This window comes from Brevundimonas sp. TWP2-1 (genome assembly GCF_049897645.1).
Taxonomy (GTDB): Bacteria; Pseudomonadota; Alphaproteobacteria; order Caulobacterales; family Caulobacteraceae; genus Brevundimonas.
Genome location: NZ_JAFCWR010000001.1, coordinates 1,988,784 through 2,007,157, shown reverse-complemented (window position 1 = coordinate 2,007,157; position 18,374 = coordinate 1,988,784). Strand labels below are relative to the sequence as shown.

At 66.7% G+C, this 18,374-nt stretch carries 16 protein-coding genes; 9 read left to right on the top strand and 7 right to left on the bottom strand.

Features of this window, described 5'->3' with window-relative positions:
* Positions 1 to 120: 120 nt before the first annotated feature.
* The gene (locus tag ACP7BH_RS09915; RefSeq protein WP_425981511.1) at positions 121 to 1,170 is read left to right on the top strand and encodes a ribonucleotide-diphosphate reductase subunit beta; all 1,050 of its coding nucleotides are present in this window, start codon (positions 121 to 123) and stop codon (positions 1,168 to 1,170) included.
* Between the two features lie 50 nt (positions 1,171 to 1,220).
* Positions 1,221 to 1,856: a glutathione S-transferase family protein gene (locus ACP7BH_RS09910; protein WP_425981513.1), complete on the top strand. Its 636-nt coding sequence runs from the start codon at positions 1,221 to 1,223 to the stop codon at positions 1,854 to 1,856.
* A 13-nt stretch (positions 1,857 to 1,869) separates the two neighbouring features.
* On the opposite strand, the gene ACP7BH_RS09905 is transcribed toward ACP7BH_RS09910, so the two are convergent.
* On the bottom strand, positions 1,870 to 2,367 hold the full coding sequence (locus ACP7BH_RS09905) for a hypothetical protein (protein WP_425981516.1): 498 nt from the start codon (positions 2,365 to 2,367) through the stop codon (positions 1,870 to 1,872).
* Between the two features lie 153 nt (positions 2,368 to 2,520).
* Here ACP7BH_RS09905 and ACP7BH_RS09900 point away from each other — a divergent pair, with 153 nt between their 5' ends.
* Positions 2,521 to 2,784: a hypothetical protein gene (locus tag ACP7BH_RS09900; protein WP_425981519.1), complete on the top strand. Its 264-nt coding sequence runs from the start codon at positions 2,521 to 2,523 to the stop codon at positions 2,782 to 2,784.
* Positions 2,785 to 2,790: 6 nt separating this feature from the next.
* Here ACP7BH_RS09900 and ACP7BH_RS09895 read toward each other — a convergent pair whose 3' ends face one another.
* Both ACP7BH_RS09895 and ACP7BH_RS09890 read right to left on the bottom strand, forming a co-directional pair.
* A complete protein-coding gene (locus ACP7BH_RS09895; RefSeq protein WP_425981522.1) occupies positions 2,791 to 4,263 on the bottom strand; it encodes a sensor histidine kinase in 1,473 nt (490 codons plus the stop codon).
* Positions 4,260 to 5,009: a TVP38/TMEM64 family protein gene (locus tag ACP7BH_RS09890; RefSeq protein ID WP_425981524.1), complete on the bottom strand. Its 750-nt coding sequence runs from the start codon at positions 5,007 to 5,009 to the stop codon at positions 4,260 to 4,262. Before ACP7BH_RS09890 ends, ACP7BH_RS09895 begins: the two co-directional genes overlap by 4 nt.
* Before the next feature lie 126 nt (positions 5,010 to 5,135).
* Here ACP7BH_RS09890 and rpmH point away from each other — a divergent pair, with 126 nt between their 5' ends.
* The 4 genes from rpmH to yihA are packed head-to-tail and all read left to right on the top strand — an operon-like array spanning position 5,136 to position 8,161.
* Positions 5,136 to 5,270: a 50S ribosomal protein L34 gene (gene rpmH / locus ACP7BH_RS09885; RefSeq protein WP_003164000.1), complete on the top strand. Its 135-nt coding sequence runs from the start codon at positions 5,136 to 5,138 to the stop codon at positions 5,268 to 5,270.
* A gap of 31 nt (positions 5,271 to 5,301) precedes the next feature.
* Positions 5,302 to 5,718: a ribonuclease P protein component gene (gene rnpA / locus ACP7BH_RS09880; RefSeq protein WP_159847677.1), complete on the top strand. Its 417-nt coding sequence runs from the start codon at positions 5,302 to 5,304 to the stop codon at positions 5,716 to 5,718.
* On the top strand, positions 5,715 to 7,511 hold the full coding sequence (yidC, locus tag ACP7BH_RS09875) for a membrane protein insertase YidC (protein ID WP_425981526.1): 1,797 nt from the start codon (positions 5,715 to 5,717) through the stop codon (positions 7,509 to 7,511). The genes rnpA and yidC overlap by 4 nt, the downstream gene beginning before the upstream one ends.
* Positions 7,508 to 8,161 (top strand): ribosome biogenesis GTP-binding protein YihA/YsxC, encoded by a 654-nt coding sequence (yihA, locus tag ACP7BH_RS09870; RefSeq protein WP_425981529.1) that lies wholly within the window; start codon positions 7,508 to 7,510, stop codon positions 8,159 to 8,161. The genes yidC and yihA overlap by 4 nt, the downstream gene beginning before the upstream one ends.
* Positions 8,162 to 8,351: 190 nt before the next feature.
* On the opposite strand, the gene ACP7BH_RS09865 is transcribed toward yihA, so the two are convergent.
* Complete coding sequence (locus tag ACP7BH_RS09865) at positions 8,352 to 11,204, bottom strand: M16 family metallopeptidase (RefSeq protein WP_425981531.1); 2,853 nt, start codon at positions 11,202 to 11,204, stop codon at positions 8,352 to 8,354.
* A gap of 194 nt (positions 11,205 to 11,398) precedes the next feature.
* Here ACP7BH_RS09865 and ACP7BH_RS09860 point away from each other — a divergent pair, with 194 nt between their 5' ends.
* Positions 11,399 to 12,637: an argininosuccinate synthase gene (locus tag ACP7BH_RS09860; protein ID WP_425981534.1), complete on the top strand. Its 1,239-nt coding sequence runs from the start codon at positions 11,399 to 11,401 to the stop codon at positions 12,635 to 12,637.
* Here ACP7BH_RS09860 and ACP7BH_RS09855 read toward each other — a convergent pair.
* The 3 genes from ACP7BH_RS09855 to ACP7BH_RS09845 are packed head-to-tail and all read right to left on the bottom strand — an operon-like array spanning position 12,634 to position 16,152.
* The gene (locus tag ACP7BH_RS09855) at positions 12,634 to 13,935 is read right to left on the bottom strand and encodes a PQQ-dependent sugar dehydrogenase (RefSeq protein WP_425981537.1); all 1,302 of its coding nucleotides are present in this window, start codon (positions 13,933 to 13,935) and stop codon (positions 12,634 to 12,636) included. The two genes, ACP7BH_RS09860 and ACP7BH_RS09855, sit on opposite strands and share 4 nt — an antisense overlap.
* A gap of 58 nt (positions 13,936 to 13,993) precedes the next feature.
* A complete protein-coding gene (locus ACP7BH_RS09850) occupies positions 13,994 to 15,313 on the bottom strand; it encodes an acetyl-CoA hydrolase/transferase family protein (RefSeq protein WP_425981539.1) in 1,320 nt (439 codons plus the stop codon).
* Between the two features lie 56 nt (positions 15,314 to 15,369).
* Entirely contained in the window at positions 15,370 to 16,152 is a 783-nt protein-coding gene (locus tag ACP7BH_RS09845; protein ID WP_425981541.1) for a phosphatase PAP2 family protein, read from the bottom strand.
* 274 nt (positions 16,153 to 16,426) lie between these two features.
* Here ACP7BH_RS09845 and ACP7BH_RS09840 point away from each other — a divergent pair, with 274 nt between their 5' ends.
* Positions 16,427 to 18,316: a ribonucleoside-diphosphate reductase subunit alpha gene (locus ACP7BH_RS09840; RefSeq protein ID WP_425981544.1), complete on the top strand. Its 1,890-nt coding sequence runs from the start codon at positions 16,427 to 16,429 to the stop codon at positions 18,314 to 18,316.
* Positions 18,317 to 18,374 lie beyond the last annotated feature (58 nt).

Below are 18,374 nucleotides of genomic sequence, written 5' to 3'. Positions count from 1 at the left end.
ATCTACCAGATATAGCGTCTGTCAGAAAATGTGACGCAACATAGACCAAATTCGACTTGGCGCCTGGGTTCGAGAGTCGCATGGTGAACGCCTCTCCGGAATCGCTTCAGGTCCAGTTCGATGAACGCCATCACCCCGATCATCCGTCCCGGCGCCGCCGGCCTGCTGACCCCTTCCGCCGCCTACAAGCCGTTCCGCTATCCGTGGGCGTTCGACATGTGGAAGAAGCAGCAGCAGGTCCACTGGATGCCCGAAGAGGTGCCGCTGGGCGAAGACGTCAAGGACTGGGCCTCGACGCTGAACGACGGCGAACGCAATCTGCTGACCCAGATCTTCCGCTTCTTCACCCAGGCGGACATCGAGGTTCAGGACAACTACATGGAGCGCTACGGCCGGGTCTTCAAACCGACCGAGGTGAAGATGATGCTGGCCGCCTTCGGCAATATGGAGACCATCCATATCGCGGCCTACGCCCTGCTGCTCGAAACCATCGGCATGCCCGAGAGCGAGTTCGGGTCCTTCATGGAATACGAAGCCATGCGGGACAAGCATGACTATATGGGCAAGTTCGGGGTCGATTCCGACGCCGACATCTGCCGGACCCTGGCCATGTTCGGCGGCTTTTCGGAAGGCGTTCAGCTGTTCGCGTCGTTCGCCATGCTGATGAACTTCCCGCGTCAGAACAAGATGAAGGGCATGGGCCAGATCGTGTCCTGGTCGGTGCGCGACGAAAGCCTGCACTGCGAAGGCATCATCAAACTGTATCACGCCTTCAACAAGGAGACAGGGGCCGTCACCAAGTCGGTCGCGGACGACATCGTCGATTGCTGCAAGACGGTGGTGAACATGGAGGACAAGTTCATCGACCTGGCCTTCGAGATGGGCTCGGTCCAGGGCATGACGCCCGAGGACATCAAGCAATACATCCGCTTCATCGCCGACTGGCGCCTGCGTCAGCTGAAGCTGCCGGAAGTGTTCGGCGTGAAGGAAAACCCGCTGCCTTGGCTGCAATCGCTGTTGTCGGGCGTCGAACACGCCAACTTCTTCGAGGCCCGCGCCACCGAATATTCCAAGGCGGCGACGCAAGGGGACTGGCACGGGGTCGAGGGCGTCTGGACCGAGTTCGACCGCATGATGGCGCGTCGCGACATGAGCCTGGTCGCGGGCTGACACTTTCTCCCGCAGGGGCGTAAGCTCTCTCGAAAGGGAGAGCTTACGCCATGACCGACGAGATCGTCTTCTACACCAACCCCATGTCTCGCGGACGGATCGTCCGCTGGATGCTGGAGGAGGTGGGCCAGCCGTATCGCACCGTCGTGGTCGATTACGCGGGAATGAAGTCGCCTGACTATCTGGCGATCAATCCGATGGGCAAGGTGCCGGCGATCACGCACCGCGGCGTCGTCGTGACCGAGTGCGCGGCCATCTGCGCCTATCTGGCGGACGCCTTTCCAGAGGCAGGTCTGGCCCCTGCGACCGACGACCCGTTGCGGGGCCTGTACTATCGCTGGATGTTCTTCGCCGCCGGCCCCGTCGAGGCGGCGGTGACGGCCAAGTCGCTCGGACAACTGCCGCCCGCCGAAAAGGCCGCCATGGTCGGCTACGGCTCCTTCGATCAGGTCGTCGATGGCTTGGAGCGCGCGCTGGACAAGAGCCCGTGGCTGCTGGGCGAACAGTTCACCGCCGCCGACGTCTATGTCGGCAGCCAGATCGCCTGGGGCCTGATGTTCAAGAGCCTGCCTGCCCGCCCCGCCTTCCAGGCCTATGCCGAGCGGATTGCGGCGCGTCCGGCGGCCGTCAGTGCGCGAGCGATCGACGACGCGCTGATCGCCGATGCGAAGGCTGAGGAGGGGTAGCGGCCGGCCTCGGTCATTGCGCCGGCCTGACCCAGGCCGGCCGTGCGGTGCAGGCCTCGCGGAAGCCTGAGCGGCACAGTCGCACCTGCTCCTGCCAGGCGGCGTAATCGTTGTCGTATTGCGCCTGGCTCGCGCGGGCGCTCTCGGCGGCGGCGCGGGCCCGTTCCTCGCCCTGGCTGACCTCGATCTGATGCCGGGCCAGGGCGGCGTCGTAGTCCAGACGCGCGGCTTCGTCGGCCTTGTCCGCTAAGGCGTTCTGGGCGGCGATCTCGTCGTTCAGGGCGCGGGTGGTGCGCAGTTCTTCTTGCGTCTGCTGATCGTCGCTCGCGCGGTGGTAGGCTTCGCCCCGCGCCTTGAGCAGGGCGTCACGGGTGGCAGGGTCAGCCGGATCAGGCAGGGCGCGCTGATCGCGATAGGGATCGGGCGCCGTGGGCGGGGTCGTCTGCGCCTGAACCGGGCTCGCCAGCGCCGCCGCCAGCATCATGACGGCGAAGGAAGTGCGAACGATCATGGACGTGTCTCCTGAATGCGGGCCGCTGTCGGACCGAGCTTGGCCATAAGCCGCTCCATTGCAAAACGCCGTAGTCATGAAAAGGTGGCGCGCGGCCGAGCTTCACGGCATGGTCTCAACCTCCCCGACCGTTTCCGCATCCGAGAAGACTTGATGATCCTCAGCACCTCGTCCGGCGACTTCCCCATTCCCGCCGATGTCGCGCGCCAGTTGCCGAACGTGCCGGCCCTGCCGGATGCCGCCGCGCCCAACGCCCGACTTCAGATCGAGGATTTCCGCCACTGGCTGGACTCCTCGCCGGAACACGCCATCGACTACGAACGACTGCGGCGCTGGCATCTGGTCCAGGACGAGCTGGCGGCCCAGGCCAAGGCCGAGAACCGCCCCTTCGTCGTGTCGGACGACGGACTGGAATAAGGCCTGTCAGTCGGGCAGGCGCAGTTCGAACACCGCGCCTGCGCCGTCCGTCTCGATCAGTCGCAGATCGCCGCCGTTCAGGGCGGCCAGTTCGCGCGAGATGGTCAGACCCAGGCCCGAGCCGTCCGAGCTCTTGGAGCTCACGAAGGGTTCGAACAGGCGCTCGGCCAGGCGCGGCGGAATGCCGGGGCCGTCGTCGGCGATGCGGACGACGCAGAAGCCGCCTTCGCCGAAGGCGCTGACGGTGATCGCGCCCTTGCCGCGCCGTTCGGGCGGGCGGCCGGGATCGGCCTCGATGGCCTGGCGGGCGTTGCGCATCAGATTGACCAGGATGCGATACAGCTGGTCCGGGTCGGCCTCGACGGCGAAGCGCGGCGGCAGTTGCTTGACTAAGGCCACGCCCTCCGGCTCCAGCCCCGCATCCTCGGCCGCCAGGGTCAGGGCCTTGGTCAGGACGACGCGGGTCTTCTGGGCGGCAGGTTCTTCGCTGCGGCCGTATTCCAGCACATTGCGCGACAGGTTGGCGGCCCGGCTCAGCGCCCGCTCCAGCCGGGGCAGGGCCTTGGCCACCTGGGGGTCGGCGGATGTCGCCAGCCGCTCGGACGCCATCTGGGCCGAGGTCAGCATGTTGCGCAGGTCGTGATTGATCTTGGCCACCGCCTCGCCCAGCGCGACCAGACGGGCGCGCGAACGCAGTGAATGGCGCACCTCTTCCTGCATGCGGCTGAGTTCGCGCTCGACCCGGCCGATCTCGTCGTGCCGATCCGATGGCGTTTCGGCCTCGCTCTCGGGATCGGCGGCGAACCGTTCCATGGAGCGGGTGACGCGGCGCAGGGGACGCAGCACCAGCAGCGCCAGACCGCCATAGAGCAGGGCGCCCGCCGTCAGGGACACCAATAGAGAGACGATCAGGCTGTTCAGCAGGAAGGCCTTCAGTTCGAGTTTGAGCGGCTGGGCCGGGGTGACGATCTCGATGAAGTCGCCCGAGCGATAGCGCGGCTTGGCCTGGACCCGCAGCGAGCGATCCGGGTGGCCGAACAGGGTGCGCCAGGGGTCCGTCAGCCGCCCCCAGCTGTCCTGACGCCGCAGGTCGATCAGTTCGGGCGCACGGGGCAGGTTGGGGGCCTGGAGCAGCAGGCGGCGCACACCCTGTTCGGTCAGGGCCACAGCCTGGACCCCGCCGATCCGCATCAGTTCGGCGGCGGTGTCGTCCTCGACCGCACTGTAGGGCAGGGCCTCGACGCCCACCGAGGCCAGTTCGGCGGCCTGGAGCCGGTCGCGCAGCCAGCGCTCGTGGAAGGCGGCCAGGTTCGGCCCCATGATCAGGGCCTCGACCGCCAGGGTGAAGGCGACCGTCAGCAGCAAAAGGCGCGCCGACAGGCCGTCCGGCGCGCGCGGCGTCAGACGTTCGCGCCACAGGGTCGCCTGTTCCGGCGTCAGGTTCAGCCGTGTGGCGATCCGGTCGAACAGGGCGCTCATGCCGGCGCCCCTGCGTTATGTCGCGCGCGGACCATCTGGAACAGCTTGATGCCGATGGGCAGCAGCAGGGACAGGAAGACCACACCCATCAGCGGCCAGAAGAACTGTTGCAGCAGCATGGGCAGGTCCGGCCGCACGCCGGCGCGCAGCAGGTCGCCCAGTTGCGAGCCGATCCAGGTGTAGATGAAGGTGGACGGCAACAGGCCGATGAAGGTGGCGATCACATAGGGCCTGAGCGGCACCGCCATCATTCCCGCCGTGGCGTTGACCAGGACAAAGGGCACGCTGGGGATCACGCGCAGGGTGAACAGGGTGGTGAAGGCGTTGCGGTCGATCCCCTTGGCCAGCCGATCCATGAAACCGGCGTCGGCCTCGAACTTGGCGCGAAGCCAGGCGCCAATTGCCGTGCGGTACACATAATAGATGACGACAGAGCCGATGGTGGCCCCCGTCGCCTGGGCCAGGGCGCCGACATAGGGTCCGAACATCATGCCCCCCAGCAGGGTCAGGAAGACCGGCCCAGGGATGGTCGAGGCGGTCGCCAGGGCATAGACGGCGATGAAGGCGGCCAGCGCCGTCCACCAGTGTGCGCGCGCATAGGCCTGAAGGTTCAGCCCGTGCTCGCGGATCAGGTCCATCGACAGATAGCGGTTCCAGCCCAGGGCGAAGAAGACGGCCACCAGGCCGGCGATGGCCGCGAGCGGCAGCAGCCGCAGGCTCCATTCCTTCGCCGTTCGTTTCGCCATACGTTCATCGTTCCCGAAATGCCGTCCGAGCGTTGACTCACGCGGACATGCGACTTATACGCCCGCCCTTCCTGCGACGGACGCCTCTTGCCCCGTCGCCCAACCTTTTAACGTCAGGAGCCGACCGTGAAGCGGACCTATCAGCCGTCGCGACTCGTGCGCAAGCGCCGTCACGGCTTCCGCAGCCGGATGGCCACCAAGAACGGCCAGAAGATTGTTGCGCGCCGTCGCGCCAAGGGCCGCAAGCGCCTGACGGCGTAAGCGGCTTTCAGCGTCCGGACCATTTGGACGCATGAGCGACCTTTTACAGATCAAACGTCTGTTGCGGCGGCCCCAGTTTCTGGCGGCCGCCAAAGGCGTTTCCGAGGCGCGCGGCGCCGTGGTGATTCAGCGGCTGGAGCGCGGCGACGGTTCGCCGCACATCGGCCTGGGCTTCACCGCCACGAAAAAGGTCGGCGGCGCGGTGGTTCGAAACCGCGCCAAACGCCGTCTGCGCGAGGCCGCACGGGCCATGCTGGCCCAACACGGCGTGCCCGGCAGCGACTATGTCTTCATCGCCCGCATGGGCACGACCGAGCGTGCGTGGGACCGTCTGCTTGACGACGTGAAATCGACGCTTACAAGGCTGGCGACACCGCGACATGATCGGGGGGCAGCCAAGCCCTCGCCCGCCCGCGCCCCATCCGGCCAGGACCGCCAGAATCCATGAAAAACGAGAACACGCGCAACACGATCATCTTCATCGTGTGCTCGGCCCTGATCATGGGGATCTATTATTTCGCCGTGCTGCGTCCGCAGGCCGAGCGTCGCGCGGTGCAGCAGCAGGCCCAGGCCGAGCAGTCGCAGACCGCCGACAACGCTGCGCGCACGGCGCTCAGCCCTCAGGGCCCCACCTTCGTCACCGATCGCAGCCAGGCGCTGAGCACCGCCGCCCGCGTGCCGATCCAGTCCGGCACGCTGAAGGGCTCGCTGTCGCTTCAGGGCGGCCGCATCGACGACCTGTTCCTGACGGACTACCGCGAGGTTCAGGACAAGCCGCAGCCGGTCGAGCTATTCCGCCCGCAGGGGATGCAGAACGCCTATTTCGCCCAGTTCGGCTGGACCGGTCCCAACGTCGCCGGCGGCGTGCCCGGACCCAACACCGTCTGGCGTCTGACGAACGGGTCGTCCTTGACGCCGACCACGCCGATCACCCTGACCTGGGACAACGGCCAGGGCCTGCGCTTCACCCGCGTGATGTCGGTCGATGATCGATATGTCTTCTCGGTTCAGGACACGGTCCAGAACCTGGGCACGCAAGCCATCACCATCGCGCCTTACGGCAGCGTGCAGCGCCAGGGCGTCCCGCCCGCAGCCGGCTCGTCGCACATCGTCCACGAGGGCGCGATCGGCACCTTCGGCAAGCCGGGCGAATATCGGACCGAGCAGAAGAAGTACAAGGACTGGCTGAAGGAGCCCCGTATCGAGAACGCCTCGACCGGCGGCTGGCTGGGCATCACCGACAAATACTGGCTGGCGGCCCTGCTGCCCCAGCAGGACGAGGCGGTCGAAACCGAATTCCGCGTTCGCGAGCTGAACGGCGCGCAGCAGTTGGAAGCCAATGTCCTCGGCACGACCCGCACCATCCAGCCCGGCGCCACCGCGACCGAGACCCAGCGCCTGTTCGCCGGGGTCAAGCGCGCCGAGGTGCTGAAGTCCTATGAGGAAAGCCTGGGCCTGCCGCGCTTCGTCTATGCGATCGACTGGGGCATGTTCTGGTTCCTGACGCGCCCGATCTTCTGGATCCTGGAAAACGTCTATGGCGTGGTCGGCAGCTTCGGCGTCGCCATTCTGGCCCTGACCGTCATCGTCAAGCTGGTGATGTTCCCGCTGGCCAACAACGCCTACGCCAGCATGTCCAAGATGCGGAACCTCCAGCCCAAGATGGAGGAGATCAAGAAGAAGTTCAAAGACGACCCGCAGAAGCAGCAGCAGGAGACGATGGCCCTGTATCAGAAGGAAAAGATCAATCCGGTCGCGGGTTGTCTTCCGCTGGTGCTGCAAATCCCGGTCTTCTACGCCCTGTACAAGGTGCTGACGGTCACCATCGAAATGCGTCACCAACCCTTCCTGGGCTTCATCAACGACCTGTCGGCGCGCGATCCGTCGTCGATCTGGAACCTGTTCGGCCTGATCCCGTGGGATCCGTCCATGGCGCCGCTGATCGGCGGCCTGCTGGCCGGCCCGCTGCACCTGGGCTTGCTGGCCATCGCCTACGGCCTGACCATGTGGCTGCAGACGGCGATGAACCCGCCGGCGACCGATCCGATCCAGCGTCAGATCTTCCAGTTCATGCCGCTGCTGTTCACCTTCATCATGGCGCCGTTCGCGGCCGGCCTGCTGATTTACTGGGCCTGGTCCAACGTCCTGACCATCCTGCAGCAGTACATCATCATGCACCGCTACAAGGCCGAGAACCCGATCGACACCTTCTTCGCCCGGTTCAAGAAGTCACCGGCGTGATCGACGAAACCGAGTTCACGCCCGAGGAAATCGAGGCCGCGCGGGTCCTGTTCGCGCGGCCCGCGACCTTCATCATGGGCGCGGCCAAGATCGAGCAACTGCCCGAGCCGAACCTGCCCGAGATCGCCTTCGCCGGCCGCTCCAACGTCGGCAAGTCCAGCCTGATCAACGGCCTGGTCGGCATGCACAAGCTGGCGCGCGCCTCCAACGAGCCGGGCCGGACGCGCGAGGTCAACTTCTTCGACCTGGACGGCCGGATGCGTCTGGTCGATCTGCCCGGCTACGGCTGGGCCAAGGCGTCCAAGACCACGGTCAAGAAGTTCCAGGATCTGGGCCGCGACTATCTGCGCGGCCGGGTGACGTTGAAGCGGGTCTATCTGCTGATCGACAGCCGTCACGGTTTGAAGAGCGTGGACAAGGAGGCGCTGGACGCCCTGGACCTGGCCGCCGTCAGCTATCAGATCGTCCTGACCAAGGCCGACAAGCTGAAGAAGGGCGAGGGCGAGGTCGTTCAAGAGGCCACGCTGAAGGCCATCTCCAAACGTCCCGCCGCCTTCCCCGTGGTGCTGCTGACCTCGTCGGAAAAGGGCCTGGGCCTGCCCGAACTGCGCGCCGAGATCATGCGCACGACCGGCGCGACGACCGACTAGAAACCCCCTCCCGTCACCCTCGGGCTTGACCCGAGGGCCGGATGGTCCGCCGCATTGTGCTTAAGGAAGACGCACGCGCTCCACCCACGTCCGATCCTCGGGTCAAGCCCGAGGATGACGGGATAAGGGAAGCACGAAAAAGGCCCGGAGATCGCTCTCCGGGCCTTCGTCGTTCTGGACTGTCGTCCCCCTACTGGGCGGCGCCGGTCGCCGAACGGACCTCAACGGGGATGCCCAGGGCGTCCAGCTGCGGCTTGACCACCGAGGCGTCGCCGACCACGACCCAGGCGAATCTGGACGGGTCGATGGCGGCCTTGGCGGCCTCGTCCAGTTGCGCCGCCGTCAGGGCGTTGGTGCGGGCGGCGATGGTTTCCGGATAGTCGTCCGGACGACCCAGCAGGTCGTTGCTGCGCAATGCGCCCAGGACGGCCGCCGAGGTCTCGTAGCTGCCGGCCAGACGACGGGTGTTGCCGTTGATGGTCCGCTCCAGCTCGGCGGGCGTGACGCCCTTGCCGCCCTTCAGGAAGTCGTTGAACTGAAGGTTCAGGGCTTCGATGGCGGGGCCGGTCTTGTCGGCCTGGACCGGGGCGGTGACCAGATAGGGCACACGTCCCGCAAAGCCGGCGACCGAGGCGTTGACGCCGTAGGACCAGCTCTTGGTCTCACGCAGGTCGGAGTTGATGCGAGACAGGAAGTCGTTGCCCAGCACATTGTTCGCCGCGTTCAGCATCAGCAGATCGTCCGTGCCCGAGGCCGCCAGAACCTCGCCGCCCATGATGTAGGACTGCGGGGACTGCGGACGGTCGATCAGCACGATCTTGGGCGTCGCGGCCGGGATCGGGGCCGAGAAGTCCTTGACCGCCTTGGCGGATGCGGGCGGGACCCACTGACCGAAGGCGGCGTCCAGGACCGGGGTGATCTCGGACAGGGGACGGTCCGACACGACGAAGATCTTGCCGTTGTCCGGACGGATCCAGCGGGCGTAGTCGGTGCGGATGTCGGCCTCGGTGATGGCCTTGACGCTGGTCTCGTCGCCGTTGCCGCTGAACGGACGGCCATAGGGGCTGTCCGCGCCGTACATCAGTTCCGGCAGGGCGCGGCTGGCCAGGGCGGCCGGCTGGGTGCGCTCCGCGGCGATGCGCGACAGGCGGGTGGCGCGCAGACGCTCCAGCTCCGCCGAGGCGAAGGCGGGGTTGCGCACCACGTCCGCCAGCAGGTCGACCGACGGCTTGAGGTTCGGCGTGACCGCCGACAGCTGCACGACCGAGCGATCCATGGTCGCGCCGGTGGTGATGCTGGCGCCCAGGGCTTCCTGGGCCTCGGCCAACTGCGTGGCGTTCAGGGTGCGGGTGCCCTCGTCCATCAGGTCCAGCATCAGGGTCTGAAGGCCCAGTTTCGCCCGGTCGTCGGCGGCGAGACCGGCGTCGAAGTCGATGGCGATCTTGGTCGCCGGCACGGCGTCGCGCTGGGCGTAGATCACCTCCATGCCGTTCGACAGGCGGGCGCGTTCGACGGCCGGGAAGTCGACGTTGGCGACCTGGCCGATCTCGGGTTTGGCCATGCGGGCGACGCGCTGGATTTCCGGCGCCGGCGTATGGTTGGCGCCCGACGGAGCCTCGGCCGCCTCGGCATAGGCTTCACGCTCGCCGACCAGCGTCGTCAGCGTATAGGCCGGACGGGTCAGCCACTTCTGCATCGCCGCCTGGACCTGGGCCGGCGTCACCGCCGCATAGGCGGCCAGCTGCTTCTTGTAGAACTCGGGATCGCCGGCATAGAGCTGGCCTTCCGCCAGGGCCGTGGCCTTGCCGCCGAAGCCGCCGACCTGTTCCAGGCCCTGGATGCGACGCGAGGCGTATTGGGTCACGACGCGGTTGATCTCGTCCTGCGTCGGGCCGTTGGCGATCAGGCCGTTCAGGATCTCGCGCGTGCGGGCCTCGACGGCGGCCGGATCCTCGCCCGGCTTCACGGTCGCGGAGATTTCGAAGATGCCGACGCGGTGATAGGCGCCGTTCGAGGCGCTGACCGAGACGGCGCTCTGGTCGCCGCGCACCAGCTCATTGTCCAGGCGCGAAGACGCCAGACCGCCGAGCACCGAGGCGCCGACGCTGAGCGGCACCGAATCCGCGTCCAGCATGCCGGGCACGACCCAGCTGATCTCGACCTGGGCGTTGGAGACGCGGTCGTGCGTCGTTTCGTTGACCGGCGCCGGCAGGGTCGGGATCGGCGCCTGGGCGGGGGTGTTGACCGGACCCTTGGCGATGGGGCCAAAATATTTCTCGGTCAGTTCACGCGCCTTGGCGGGCGTGATGTCGCCGGCCAGCACCAGCACCGCGTTGTTGGGGCCGTAGTTGGAGGTGAACCAGTCGCGCACCGTCTGCATCGACGCCGCATCAAGATCGGCCATCGAGCCGATGGTCGAATGGCGATAGGGGTGACCTTCGGGGAACAGGGCCTCCAGCTGCTTGTACTGGTTCAGGCCATAGGGCTGGTTGTCGCCCTGGCGCTTTTCGTTCTGGACCACGCCGCGCTGCAGATCGAGCGTCTCCTGGCTGATGGCGCCCAGCATGTAGCCCATGCGGTCGCTTTCCATGAACAGGGCCTGTTCCAGCGCCGGCGTCGGGACCGTCTCGAAATAGTTGGTGCGGTCGAACCAGGTCGTGCCGTTCATGTCCGTCGCGCCCATGTTGCGCATCGGGGTGAAATAGCTGCCCGGCGCATTCTCGGACCCGCCGAACATCAGGTGTTCGAACAGGTGGGCGAATCCGGTCTTGCCGGCCGGCTCATCCTTGGAGCCGACATTGTACCAGACGGACACGGCGACGACCGGGGCCTTGTGGTCCTCGTGGACCAGGACGGTCAGGCCGTTGTCCAGGGTGAATTTGGTGTAGGGAATATCGACTTCGGCGACCAGATCGGCGACCGGCGCGGCCTGGACGGCGGGCGCAGCCGCCTGAGCGGCCGGGGCGGGCGCGACAGAGGCCCAGACAGGGGTTGAAACCGCCAGAAGGGCGGCGGCGGCGACGAGAGAGCCGGTGCGGCGCATGCGAGATCCTCAGGATTGCAGTTGGTACGGACCATAACGCTGGTCTGCCGTGTGGCAACGCGACGGAATGAAACATGACCAAAGGTTCATGTTGGCGAGCCTGCTTCCCGGAAAAGGTTGCATCGCCGGACCCCCGGTCTTATGCGCGCGTCAACTCCCCGATCCCTGCTGCTGAGTTTACCGAAAGAGCCGCCATGTCCGCCCCCGCCGACAAGCCCGTGAAGAAAGTCGTCCTCGCCTATTCCGGCGGTCTGGACACCTCGATCATCCTGAAGTGGCTGCAGACCGAATATAACGCCGAGGTCGTGACCTTCACCGCCGACCTGGGCCAGGGCGAGGAGCTTGGCCCGGCGCGCGAGAAGGCGCTGAAGCTGGGCATCAAGCCCGAGAACATTTTCATCGACGACCTGCGCGAAGAGTTCGTACGCGACTTCGTCTTCCCGATGTTCCGTGCCAATGCGCAGTACGAGGGCGACTATCTGCTGGGCACCTCCATCGCGCGGCCGCTGATCTCCAAGCGTCAGATCGAGATCGCCCGTCAGGTCGGCGCCGACGCCGTCTGTCACGGCGCGACCGGCAAGGGCAACGACCAGGTCCGCTTCGAACTGGGCTATTATGCGCTTGAGCCCGACATCCGCGTCATCGCCCCCTGGCGCGAGTGGGAGTTCCGCAGCCGCGAGGCCCTGCTGGAGTTCGCCGAGAAGAACCAGATCCCGATCTCCAAGGACAAGCGCGGCGAGGCGCCCTTCAGCGTCGACGCCAACCTTCTGCACTCCTCGTCAGAGGGCAAGGTGCTGGAAGACCCGGCGGTCGAGGCCCCCGAGTTCGTCCACCAGCGCACCATCTCGCCCGAGGACGCGCCGGATAAGGCCACCGTCATCGAGATCGGCTTCGAGCAAGGCGACGCCGTCTCGATCAACGGCGAGGCCATGAGCCCGGCCACCATCCTGACCGCCCTGAACCAGTACGGACACGACAACGGCATCGGCCGTCTGGATCTGGTCGAGAACCGCTTCGTCGGCATGAAGTCGCGCGGCGTCTATGAGACGCCCGGCGGCACCATCCTGATCGCGGCCCACCGCGGCATCGAAAGCATCACCCTGGACGGCGGCGCCATGCACCTGAAGGACCAGCTGATGCCGAAATACGCCGAGCTGATCTACAACGGCTTCTGGTTCTCGCCCGAGCGCGAGATGCTTCAGGCCGCCATCGACCTCAGCCAGAAGAAGGTCTCCGGCACGGTCAAGGTCAAGCTCTACAAGGGCAATGTCTCGATCATAGGCCGCGAAAGCCCCAACAGCCTGTACGATCAGGACCTGGTGACCTTCGAGGAAGGCGTCCAAGCCTATGACCACCACGACGCCGAGGGCTTCATCAAGCTGAACGCGCTCCGCCTGCGCGTCCTGGCCAAGCGCGACGCGCGCAAGGCCTAGTTTGCGACGTCGGACCGGGCGATCCTGAGGATCGCCCGGTTGCGGTCGTCCGTGACCCAGATCGCGCCGTCGGCGGCGACCGCCAGGACCACCGGCGCGCCACGCGGCTGGCGGCCTGCGACCGTGTCCCAGCCCGGCGTCAGCACCTTGCCGCGTATGCTGGGCGCGCCGGCCGGATAGGGCAGGGAGCCGCGCGGATAGATGGCGTAGCGTCCGCCCGTGTCGGTCAGGGGACGGCCATGGGCGTCCGTCTCGGCCGCCACGATCCGACCGCCCGCGCGACGATAGCCGTGCCAGCTCATCAGCAGCCGGCCGCGCAGTTCGGGGAACATCGCCCCCTCGTAATAGATCAGGTCCAGCGGCGCGGCGTGCGGCGGCAGCAGGGCCAGCGGGCGATCGCGCTGTCCGCACCGCGCCTGAGCCGCGCTCCAGCCGGGCAGGGGCGTCGCCAGGTCCACGCAATAGGGCCAGCCGTAATGTCCGCCCTGACGCAGCACATTGATTTCGTCATAGGGATGGTCGGGCGTGGTCAGGTCGATCGAGTTCTCGCCCTGGAGGATGGTCCCCGACGGGTGCCGCACCAGGGCGATGGAGTTGCGCAGGCCCGAGGCGAAGACCGTGCTGTCTTCGGCCCAACGACCGTTCCCTAGATAGGCGTGGCGGCGCACCTGGGCCGTCGCGGCGCTGTCGACGCAGGCGCCCGAAGCATCCATGCGCGCCCGGCCCCGCGCATCCACGCAGCGGTCGCTGGGGGCGCCGACATTGACCAGCAAATCGCCATTCCCGTCGAACACGAAACTGGACAGAGGATGGCGGTTGGCGTGCAGCCGGTTGTCCGGCAGGTCGCCGATCACCGTCCGCACCGTCGCCGCCGGATCGGCCGCGTCGGGATCCAGGGTCAGGATCCGGTTCATCTCGGACACATAGAGGCGCCCGTCCGGCCCGCGCGCCGCCGTGTGCGGCATGTTGAGCCCCTGGGCCAGCCGTCGCCAGCGCGGCGCGCCGTCGGGGCCGAACGACAGCCGCCAGATCGCGCCGTTGCCCGGATACCAGTTGCCCAGGTCCGTCACCAACCAGTCGCCGCCGGACAGCGCCAACAGGCCGCGCGGCATCCGAGGCCCCTCGGCGCCCGACCCCTGCCACACCAGCCCCAGGCAATAGCCCGGCGCCATCCGCACGCCGGTCATCGGTCGCCCGCCGCAGTCCCCCTGTGTCGTATAGGCGCCCTGGGCCGCGCTGGCGCTGACGGGCGCGGCGACGAGAAGGGCGAGCAGGGCCAGCAGGCGGGCGGTTTTCATGGCGGTAGAAGTCCCGACCGGCGGCCGAAGATCAAGCCGTAGGTCAAGCTGTCGGAGGTCAGATCAGGCCCTGCTCCCGCGCGGCGGTCGTCAGCCCGTCGCGAAACTCGGGCGCGGCCAGGGCGATCAGGGCGCGGGCGCGCTCGCTGGACGACTTGCCCTTCAGATTGGTCCAGCCGTGTTCGGTGGCGACGATATGGGTGTCGTTGCGCGGCGTGGTGACCGGCCCGTCCAGCCGCGCCACGATGCGTGACGCCGTGCCCTTCGCCGCCGTGGAGTGGCAGGCGATGATCGACTTGCCTCCCTGCGATCCATAGGCCCCGCGCACGAAGTCCAGCTGGCCGCCGGCGGCCGTGAACTGGCGCCCGTTCAGAAACTCCGAACAGCAGGCGCCGGTCAGGTCGATCTGAAGCGTGGCGTTGACCGAGATCATCCTCGCATTGCGCGCGATCACGGCGGGGTCGTTCACATAGGAGACCGGATGGGCCTCCATGCCCCGATTGCCGTCCAGGAATTCATAGGTGTTGAGGTCGCCCATCGAGAAGGCGAAGACGCCGACGCCGGGATGCAGGGTCTTGCGGGCGTGATTGGCGACCCCGGCCTGCATCAGCTCGACCAGGCCCGGCGTCAGCATCTCGGTGTGGACGCCCAGGTCGCGGTGGTCCTTCAGGGCGTCGCAGACGGCGTTGGGCAGGGCGCCGATCCCCATCTGCAGCGTGGCGCCGTCCTCTACCAGGTCGGCGATGATCCGGCCGATGATCAGGTCCGCCGGCTGAGGCTCGGCGCGCGGCACGACCAGCAGGGGCGCGGAATGTTCGACAATGCCGGCGACCTTGGACACATGGACAGTGCAGTCGCCGAACACGCGCGGCATGTGCGGATTGACCTCGACGATCACGGTTTTCGCCGTCTGCGACACCGGCCTGGAATAGTCGGTGTTGGTCCCGAAGGAGAAGAAGCCGTCCTCATCCATCGGCGACACGGTGCAGACCAGAGTGTCCACCCCAACCTCGTGACACAGCAGGCGCGGCGACTGCTGAAAGCCGGTCGGGATGAACTGGACCGGATTAGGCCCACCCTCCTCGCGCGCCCGCTGTTCCAGCCGCCGCTCGATGGCGCTGTGGAACAGGCTCCATGGCTGGATCCGGTCCATCAACTCGTAGCGCAGCACCGTGTCGCCCGCGATGGCGGTTGAGAGCAGATAGTAGAGGTTCACATCCTCCACCTCGCCGCGCTCGGCGCGTTCGGCCAGGGCCTTCAGCAGGGCCGGCGGCTGGGACACGCCCAGGCCCATGGCGACCTTGGCGCCCGAGCGGATCAGGGCGGCGGCCTGATCGGGGGTCTTCAGGCGTTCGGCGTATAGGGCGGCGTGGTCCATGGCTCATCTCTCGCGGCGTTCAGCCAGACTAGCCTGTCGCGGACGGCGCCGCGGGCCTAGACTTTGGTCGCGGCGATCGTCGTCTCGACCTCGATCGGCGACGGCTCGTCCTGCAACGGCGCACGATGCCGCCTCTGCCAACGCGCCACCCCATAGGCGACCAGCCACAGGGCCATGGCCCAGGCCGCGCCGACCGCCCAGCCGGCGAAGACGTCGGTGGCCCAGTGGGCGCCCAGATAGATGCGGGTCAGGCCGACCAGCAGGGCCATCAGGATTCCCACCCCGAGCACGAAGACCTTGAACCGCTCGCGCGGGAAGGCGCGCGTCAGCATCACGGCGACGGTCAGATAGAAGACGGTGGACAGCAGGGCGTGACCCGAGGGGAAGCTGGCGTTGATCGTCTCCACCGCCTGCATGGCGGCTGGCGGCCGGGCGCGCTCGAAGACCGCCTTCAGTCCTTCGCTGAGGGCGACGCCCCCGGCCAGGCCCACGACCAGCAGCAGCGACGACAGCCATTTTCTCTGGCTCAGCAGGAAGACGATCACGATGAGCGCGAACAAGCCCAGCACCGATATGCCGCCCAGCGAGGTGAGGTCGGCCGCCGCCTCCTTCAGCCACCACGGTCCCCATGGTCGGCCGGGATCGTCGGCATAGGGCCGCATCAACGACAGAATGTGATTGTCGAAAGCGATGCCGTCGGCCTCGGTCATGTCGTCCGCCAGTTCGACGAAGCTCAGGACGCCGGCGGCGACGACGAAGAGGGCGGCAAGCGCCGCGATCTCCGTGCGGGCGACCGTCAGGACGCGTATCAAAAAGGGACGAAGATCAGACAGGGTCATGGACGGGCCAAACGGCCAAGCTCGCCCTATGTTCCGATCACGCGTTCGTGATCTCGCGGCTGCGAAGGTTGCGCGAGGCTGCGCTGGCTTGCGCACTGGCTTTTCCCCAGGCCTGGGCGACTTGTCCAAGCGATTCGCCCACTAAGTGTCCGTCAAGCCCGTTGACGGGTCATTAGGCATATGCGCCCTATATGTGGGCTCGGGGAGCGCAGAGGCCACAAGATGATGTGGTTACGGCGCAGGTGGCTCTAGGCTTTTTCTGTTCAGGACGCGGATGACCATGGCTGGCGGCGAGGCATTGAAGACGACGGAATTCCAAGGTGTTGCGGGAACGCAGACGCCTGAACGCCCCCACCTGACGGTGGTGAAATCGGTCCAGGTGGACCGGTCGCGCGACGACCTGCTGACCGATTTCGGCAAGAAGACCCTGGAAGACCGCTATCTGCTGGCGGGCGAGAGCTATCAGGACATGTTCGCTCGCGTGTCGACCGCCTTCTCGGACGACCCCGAACACGCCCAGCGTCTTTATGACTATATGAGCCGCCTGTGGTTCATGCCGGCGACCCCGGTCCTGTCGAACGGCGGCGCGGATCGCGGCCTGCCCATCTCCTGCTTCCTGAACGCCGTGGGCGACAGCCTGGAAGGCATCCAGAACGTCTGGAACGAGAACGTCTCGCTGGCCTCCAACGGCGGCGGCATCGGCACCTACTGGGGCGGGGTCCGCTCCATCGGCGAAAAGGTCAAGGGCGCGGGCAAGACCTCGGGCATCATCCCCTTCATCCGCGTGATGGACTCGCTGACGCTGGCCATCAGCCAGGGCTCGCTGCGTCGCGGCTCGGCGGCCGTCTATCTGGACATCCACCACCCCGAGATCGAGGAGTTCCTCGAAATCCGCAAACCCTCGGGCGACTTCAACCGCAAGTCCCTGAACCTGCACCACGGCATCAACATCACCGACGAGTTCATGGAGGCGGTGAAGGTCGGCGCGACCTTCGATCTGAAGTCGCCCAAGAACGGCGAAGTCATGAAGACCGTCGACGCCCGTTCGCTGTGGACCAAGCTGCTCGACATCCGGATGCAGACCGGCGAGCCCTATATGATCTTCTCCGACACGGTGAACCGCCAGATGGCGCCGCACCAGCGCGAGCTGGGCCTGAAGGTCAAACAGTCCAACCTGTGCGCCGAGATCATGCTGCACACCGGCCGCGACCACCTGGGCGTGGACCGGACCGCCGTCTGCTGCCTGTCGTCGGTCAACGCCGAGACCTTCCTGGAATGGCGCGAGGAGCCCAAGTTCGTCGAGGACATCATGCGCTTCCTCGACAACGTCCTGGAGGACTTCATCCGCCGCGCCCCGCCCGCCATGGCCGCCGCCGTCTATTCGGCCAAGCGCGAACGTTCGGTCGGTCTGGGCCTGATGGGCTTCCACTCCTTCCTGCAGGGCCAAGGCGTCGCCTTCGAAAGCGCCATGGCCAAGTCGTGGAACATGCGCCTGTTCAAACACCTGCGTCGCGAGGCCGACAAGGCCAGCCGCCTGCTGGCTGAAGAAAAGGGCCCCTGCCTGGACGCCGAGGAACGCGGCGTGATGGAGCGGTTCAGCCACAAGCTGGCCATCGCCCCGACCGCCTCGATCAGCATCATCTGCGGCGGCACCTCGGCCGGCATCGAGCCGATCCCGGCCAACATCTATACGCACAAGACCCTGTCGGGCTCGTTCGCGGTCAAGAACCCCTATCTGGAGCGCCTGCTCGACCAAAAGGGGATCAACACCGAGGCCGTCTGGAGCTCCATCCTGGAACAGGAAGGCTCGGTCCAGCACCTCGACGAACTGGACGAGGACGAGAAGGGCATCTTCAAGACCGCCTTCGAACTGGACCAGCGCTGGGTGGTCGAACTGGCCGCCGACCGCGCGCCGGAGATCTGCCAGGCCCAGTCGCTGAACCTGTTCATCCCCGGCGATGTCAACAAGTGGGACCTGCACATGCTGCACTGGTCCGCTTGGGAGCGCGGCGTGAAGTCGCTGTATTATCTGCGCTCCAAGTCGGTGCAGCGGGCGGCCTTCGCCGGCGCCCAGGACAAGGCCGAGGCGGTCATCGACCCGAACCAGCCCGACCTCTTCTCCATGCCCAAGACCGACTACGACGAGTGCCTGGCCTGCCAGTAAGGCTCCAGCACTGAAGACCCCTGAAGGGCTCCGCGACAGCGGGGCCCTTTTGCATTCG

Excerpts from the sequence above, each read along its gene's own strand:
- ACP7BH_RS09860 (WP_425981534.1), top strand. The coding sequence starts at position 11,399 with ATGTCCGCCCCCGCCGACAAGCCCGTGAAGAAAGTCGTCCTCGCCTAT.
- ACP7BH_RS09855 (WP_425981537.1), bottom strand. The coding sequence starts at position 13,935 with ATGAAAACCGCCCGCCTGCTGGCCCTGCTCGCCCTTCTCGTCGCCGCG.
- ACP7BH_RS09900 (WP_425981519.1), top strand. The coding sequence starts at position 2,521 with ATGATCCTCAGCACCTCGTCCGGCGACTTCCCCATTCCCGCCGATGTC.
- yidC (WP_425981526.1), top strand. The coding sequence starts at position 5,715 with ATGAAAAACGAGAACACGCGCAACACGATCATCTTCATCGTGTGCTCG.
- ACP7BH_RS09850 (WP_425981539.1), bottom strand. The coding sequence starts at position 15,313 with ATGGACCACGCCGCCCTATACGCCGAACGCCTGAAGACCCCCGATCAG.
- ACP7BH_RS09845 (WP_425981541.1), bottom strand. The coding sequence starts at position 16,152 with ATGACCCTGTCTGATCTTCGTCCCTTTTTGATACGCGTCCTGACGGTC.
- ACP7BH_RS09895 (WP_425981522.1), bottom strand. The coding sequence starts at position 4,263 with ATGAGCGCCCTGTTCGACCGGATCGCCACACGGCTGAACCTGACGCCG.
- ACP7BH_RS09890 (WP_425981524.1), bottom strand. The coding sequence starts at position 5,009 with ATGGCGAAACGAACGGCGAAGGAATGGAGCCTGCGGCTGCTGCCGCTC.
- ACP7BH_RS09865 (WP_425981531.1), bottom strand. The coding sequence starts at position 11,204 with ATGCGCCGCACCGGCTCTCTCGTCGCCGCCGCCGCCCTTCTGGCGGTT.
- rnpA (WP_159847677.1), top strand. The coding sequence starts at position 5,302 with ATGAGCGACCTTTTACAGATCAAACGTCTGTTGCGGCGGCCCCAGTTT.
- ACP7BH_RS09905 (WP_425981516.1), bottom strand. The coding sequence starts at position 2,367 with ATGATCGTTCGCACTTCCTTCGCCGTCATGATGCTGGCGGCGGCGCTG.
- ACP7BH_RS09910 (WP_425981513.1), top strand. The coding sequence starts at position 1,221 with ATGACCGACGAGATCGTCTTCTACACCAACCCCATGTCTCGCGGACGG.
- ACP7BH_RS09915 (WP_425981511.1), top strand. The coding sequence starts at position 121 with ATGAACGCCATCACCCCGATCATCCGTCCCGGCGCCGCCGGCCTGCTG.
- ACP7BH_RS09840 (WP_425981544.1), top strand. The coding sequence starts at position 16,427 with ATGACCATGGCTGGCGGCGAGGCATTGAAGACGACGGAATTCCAAGGT.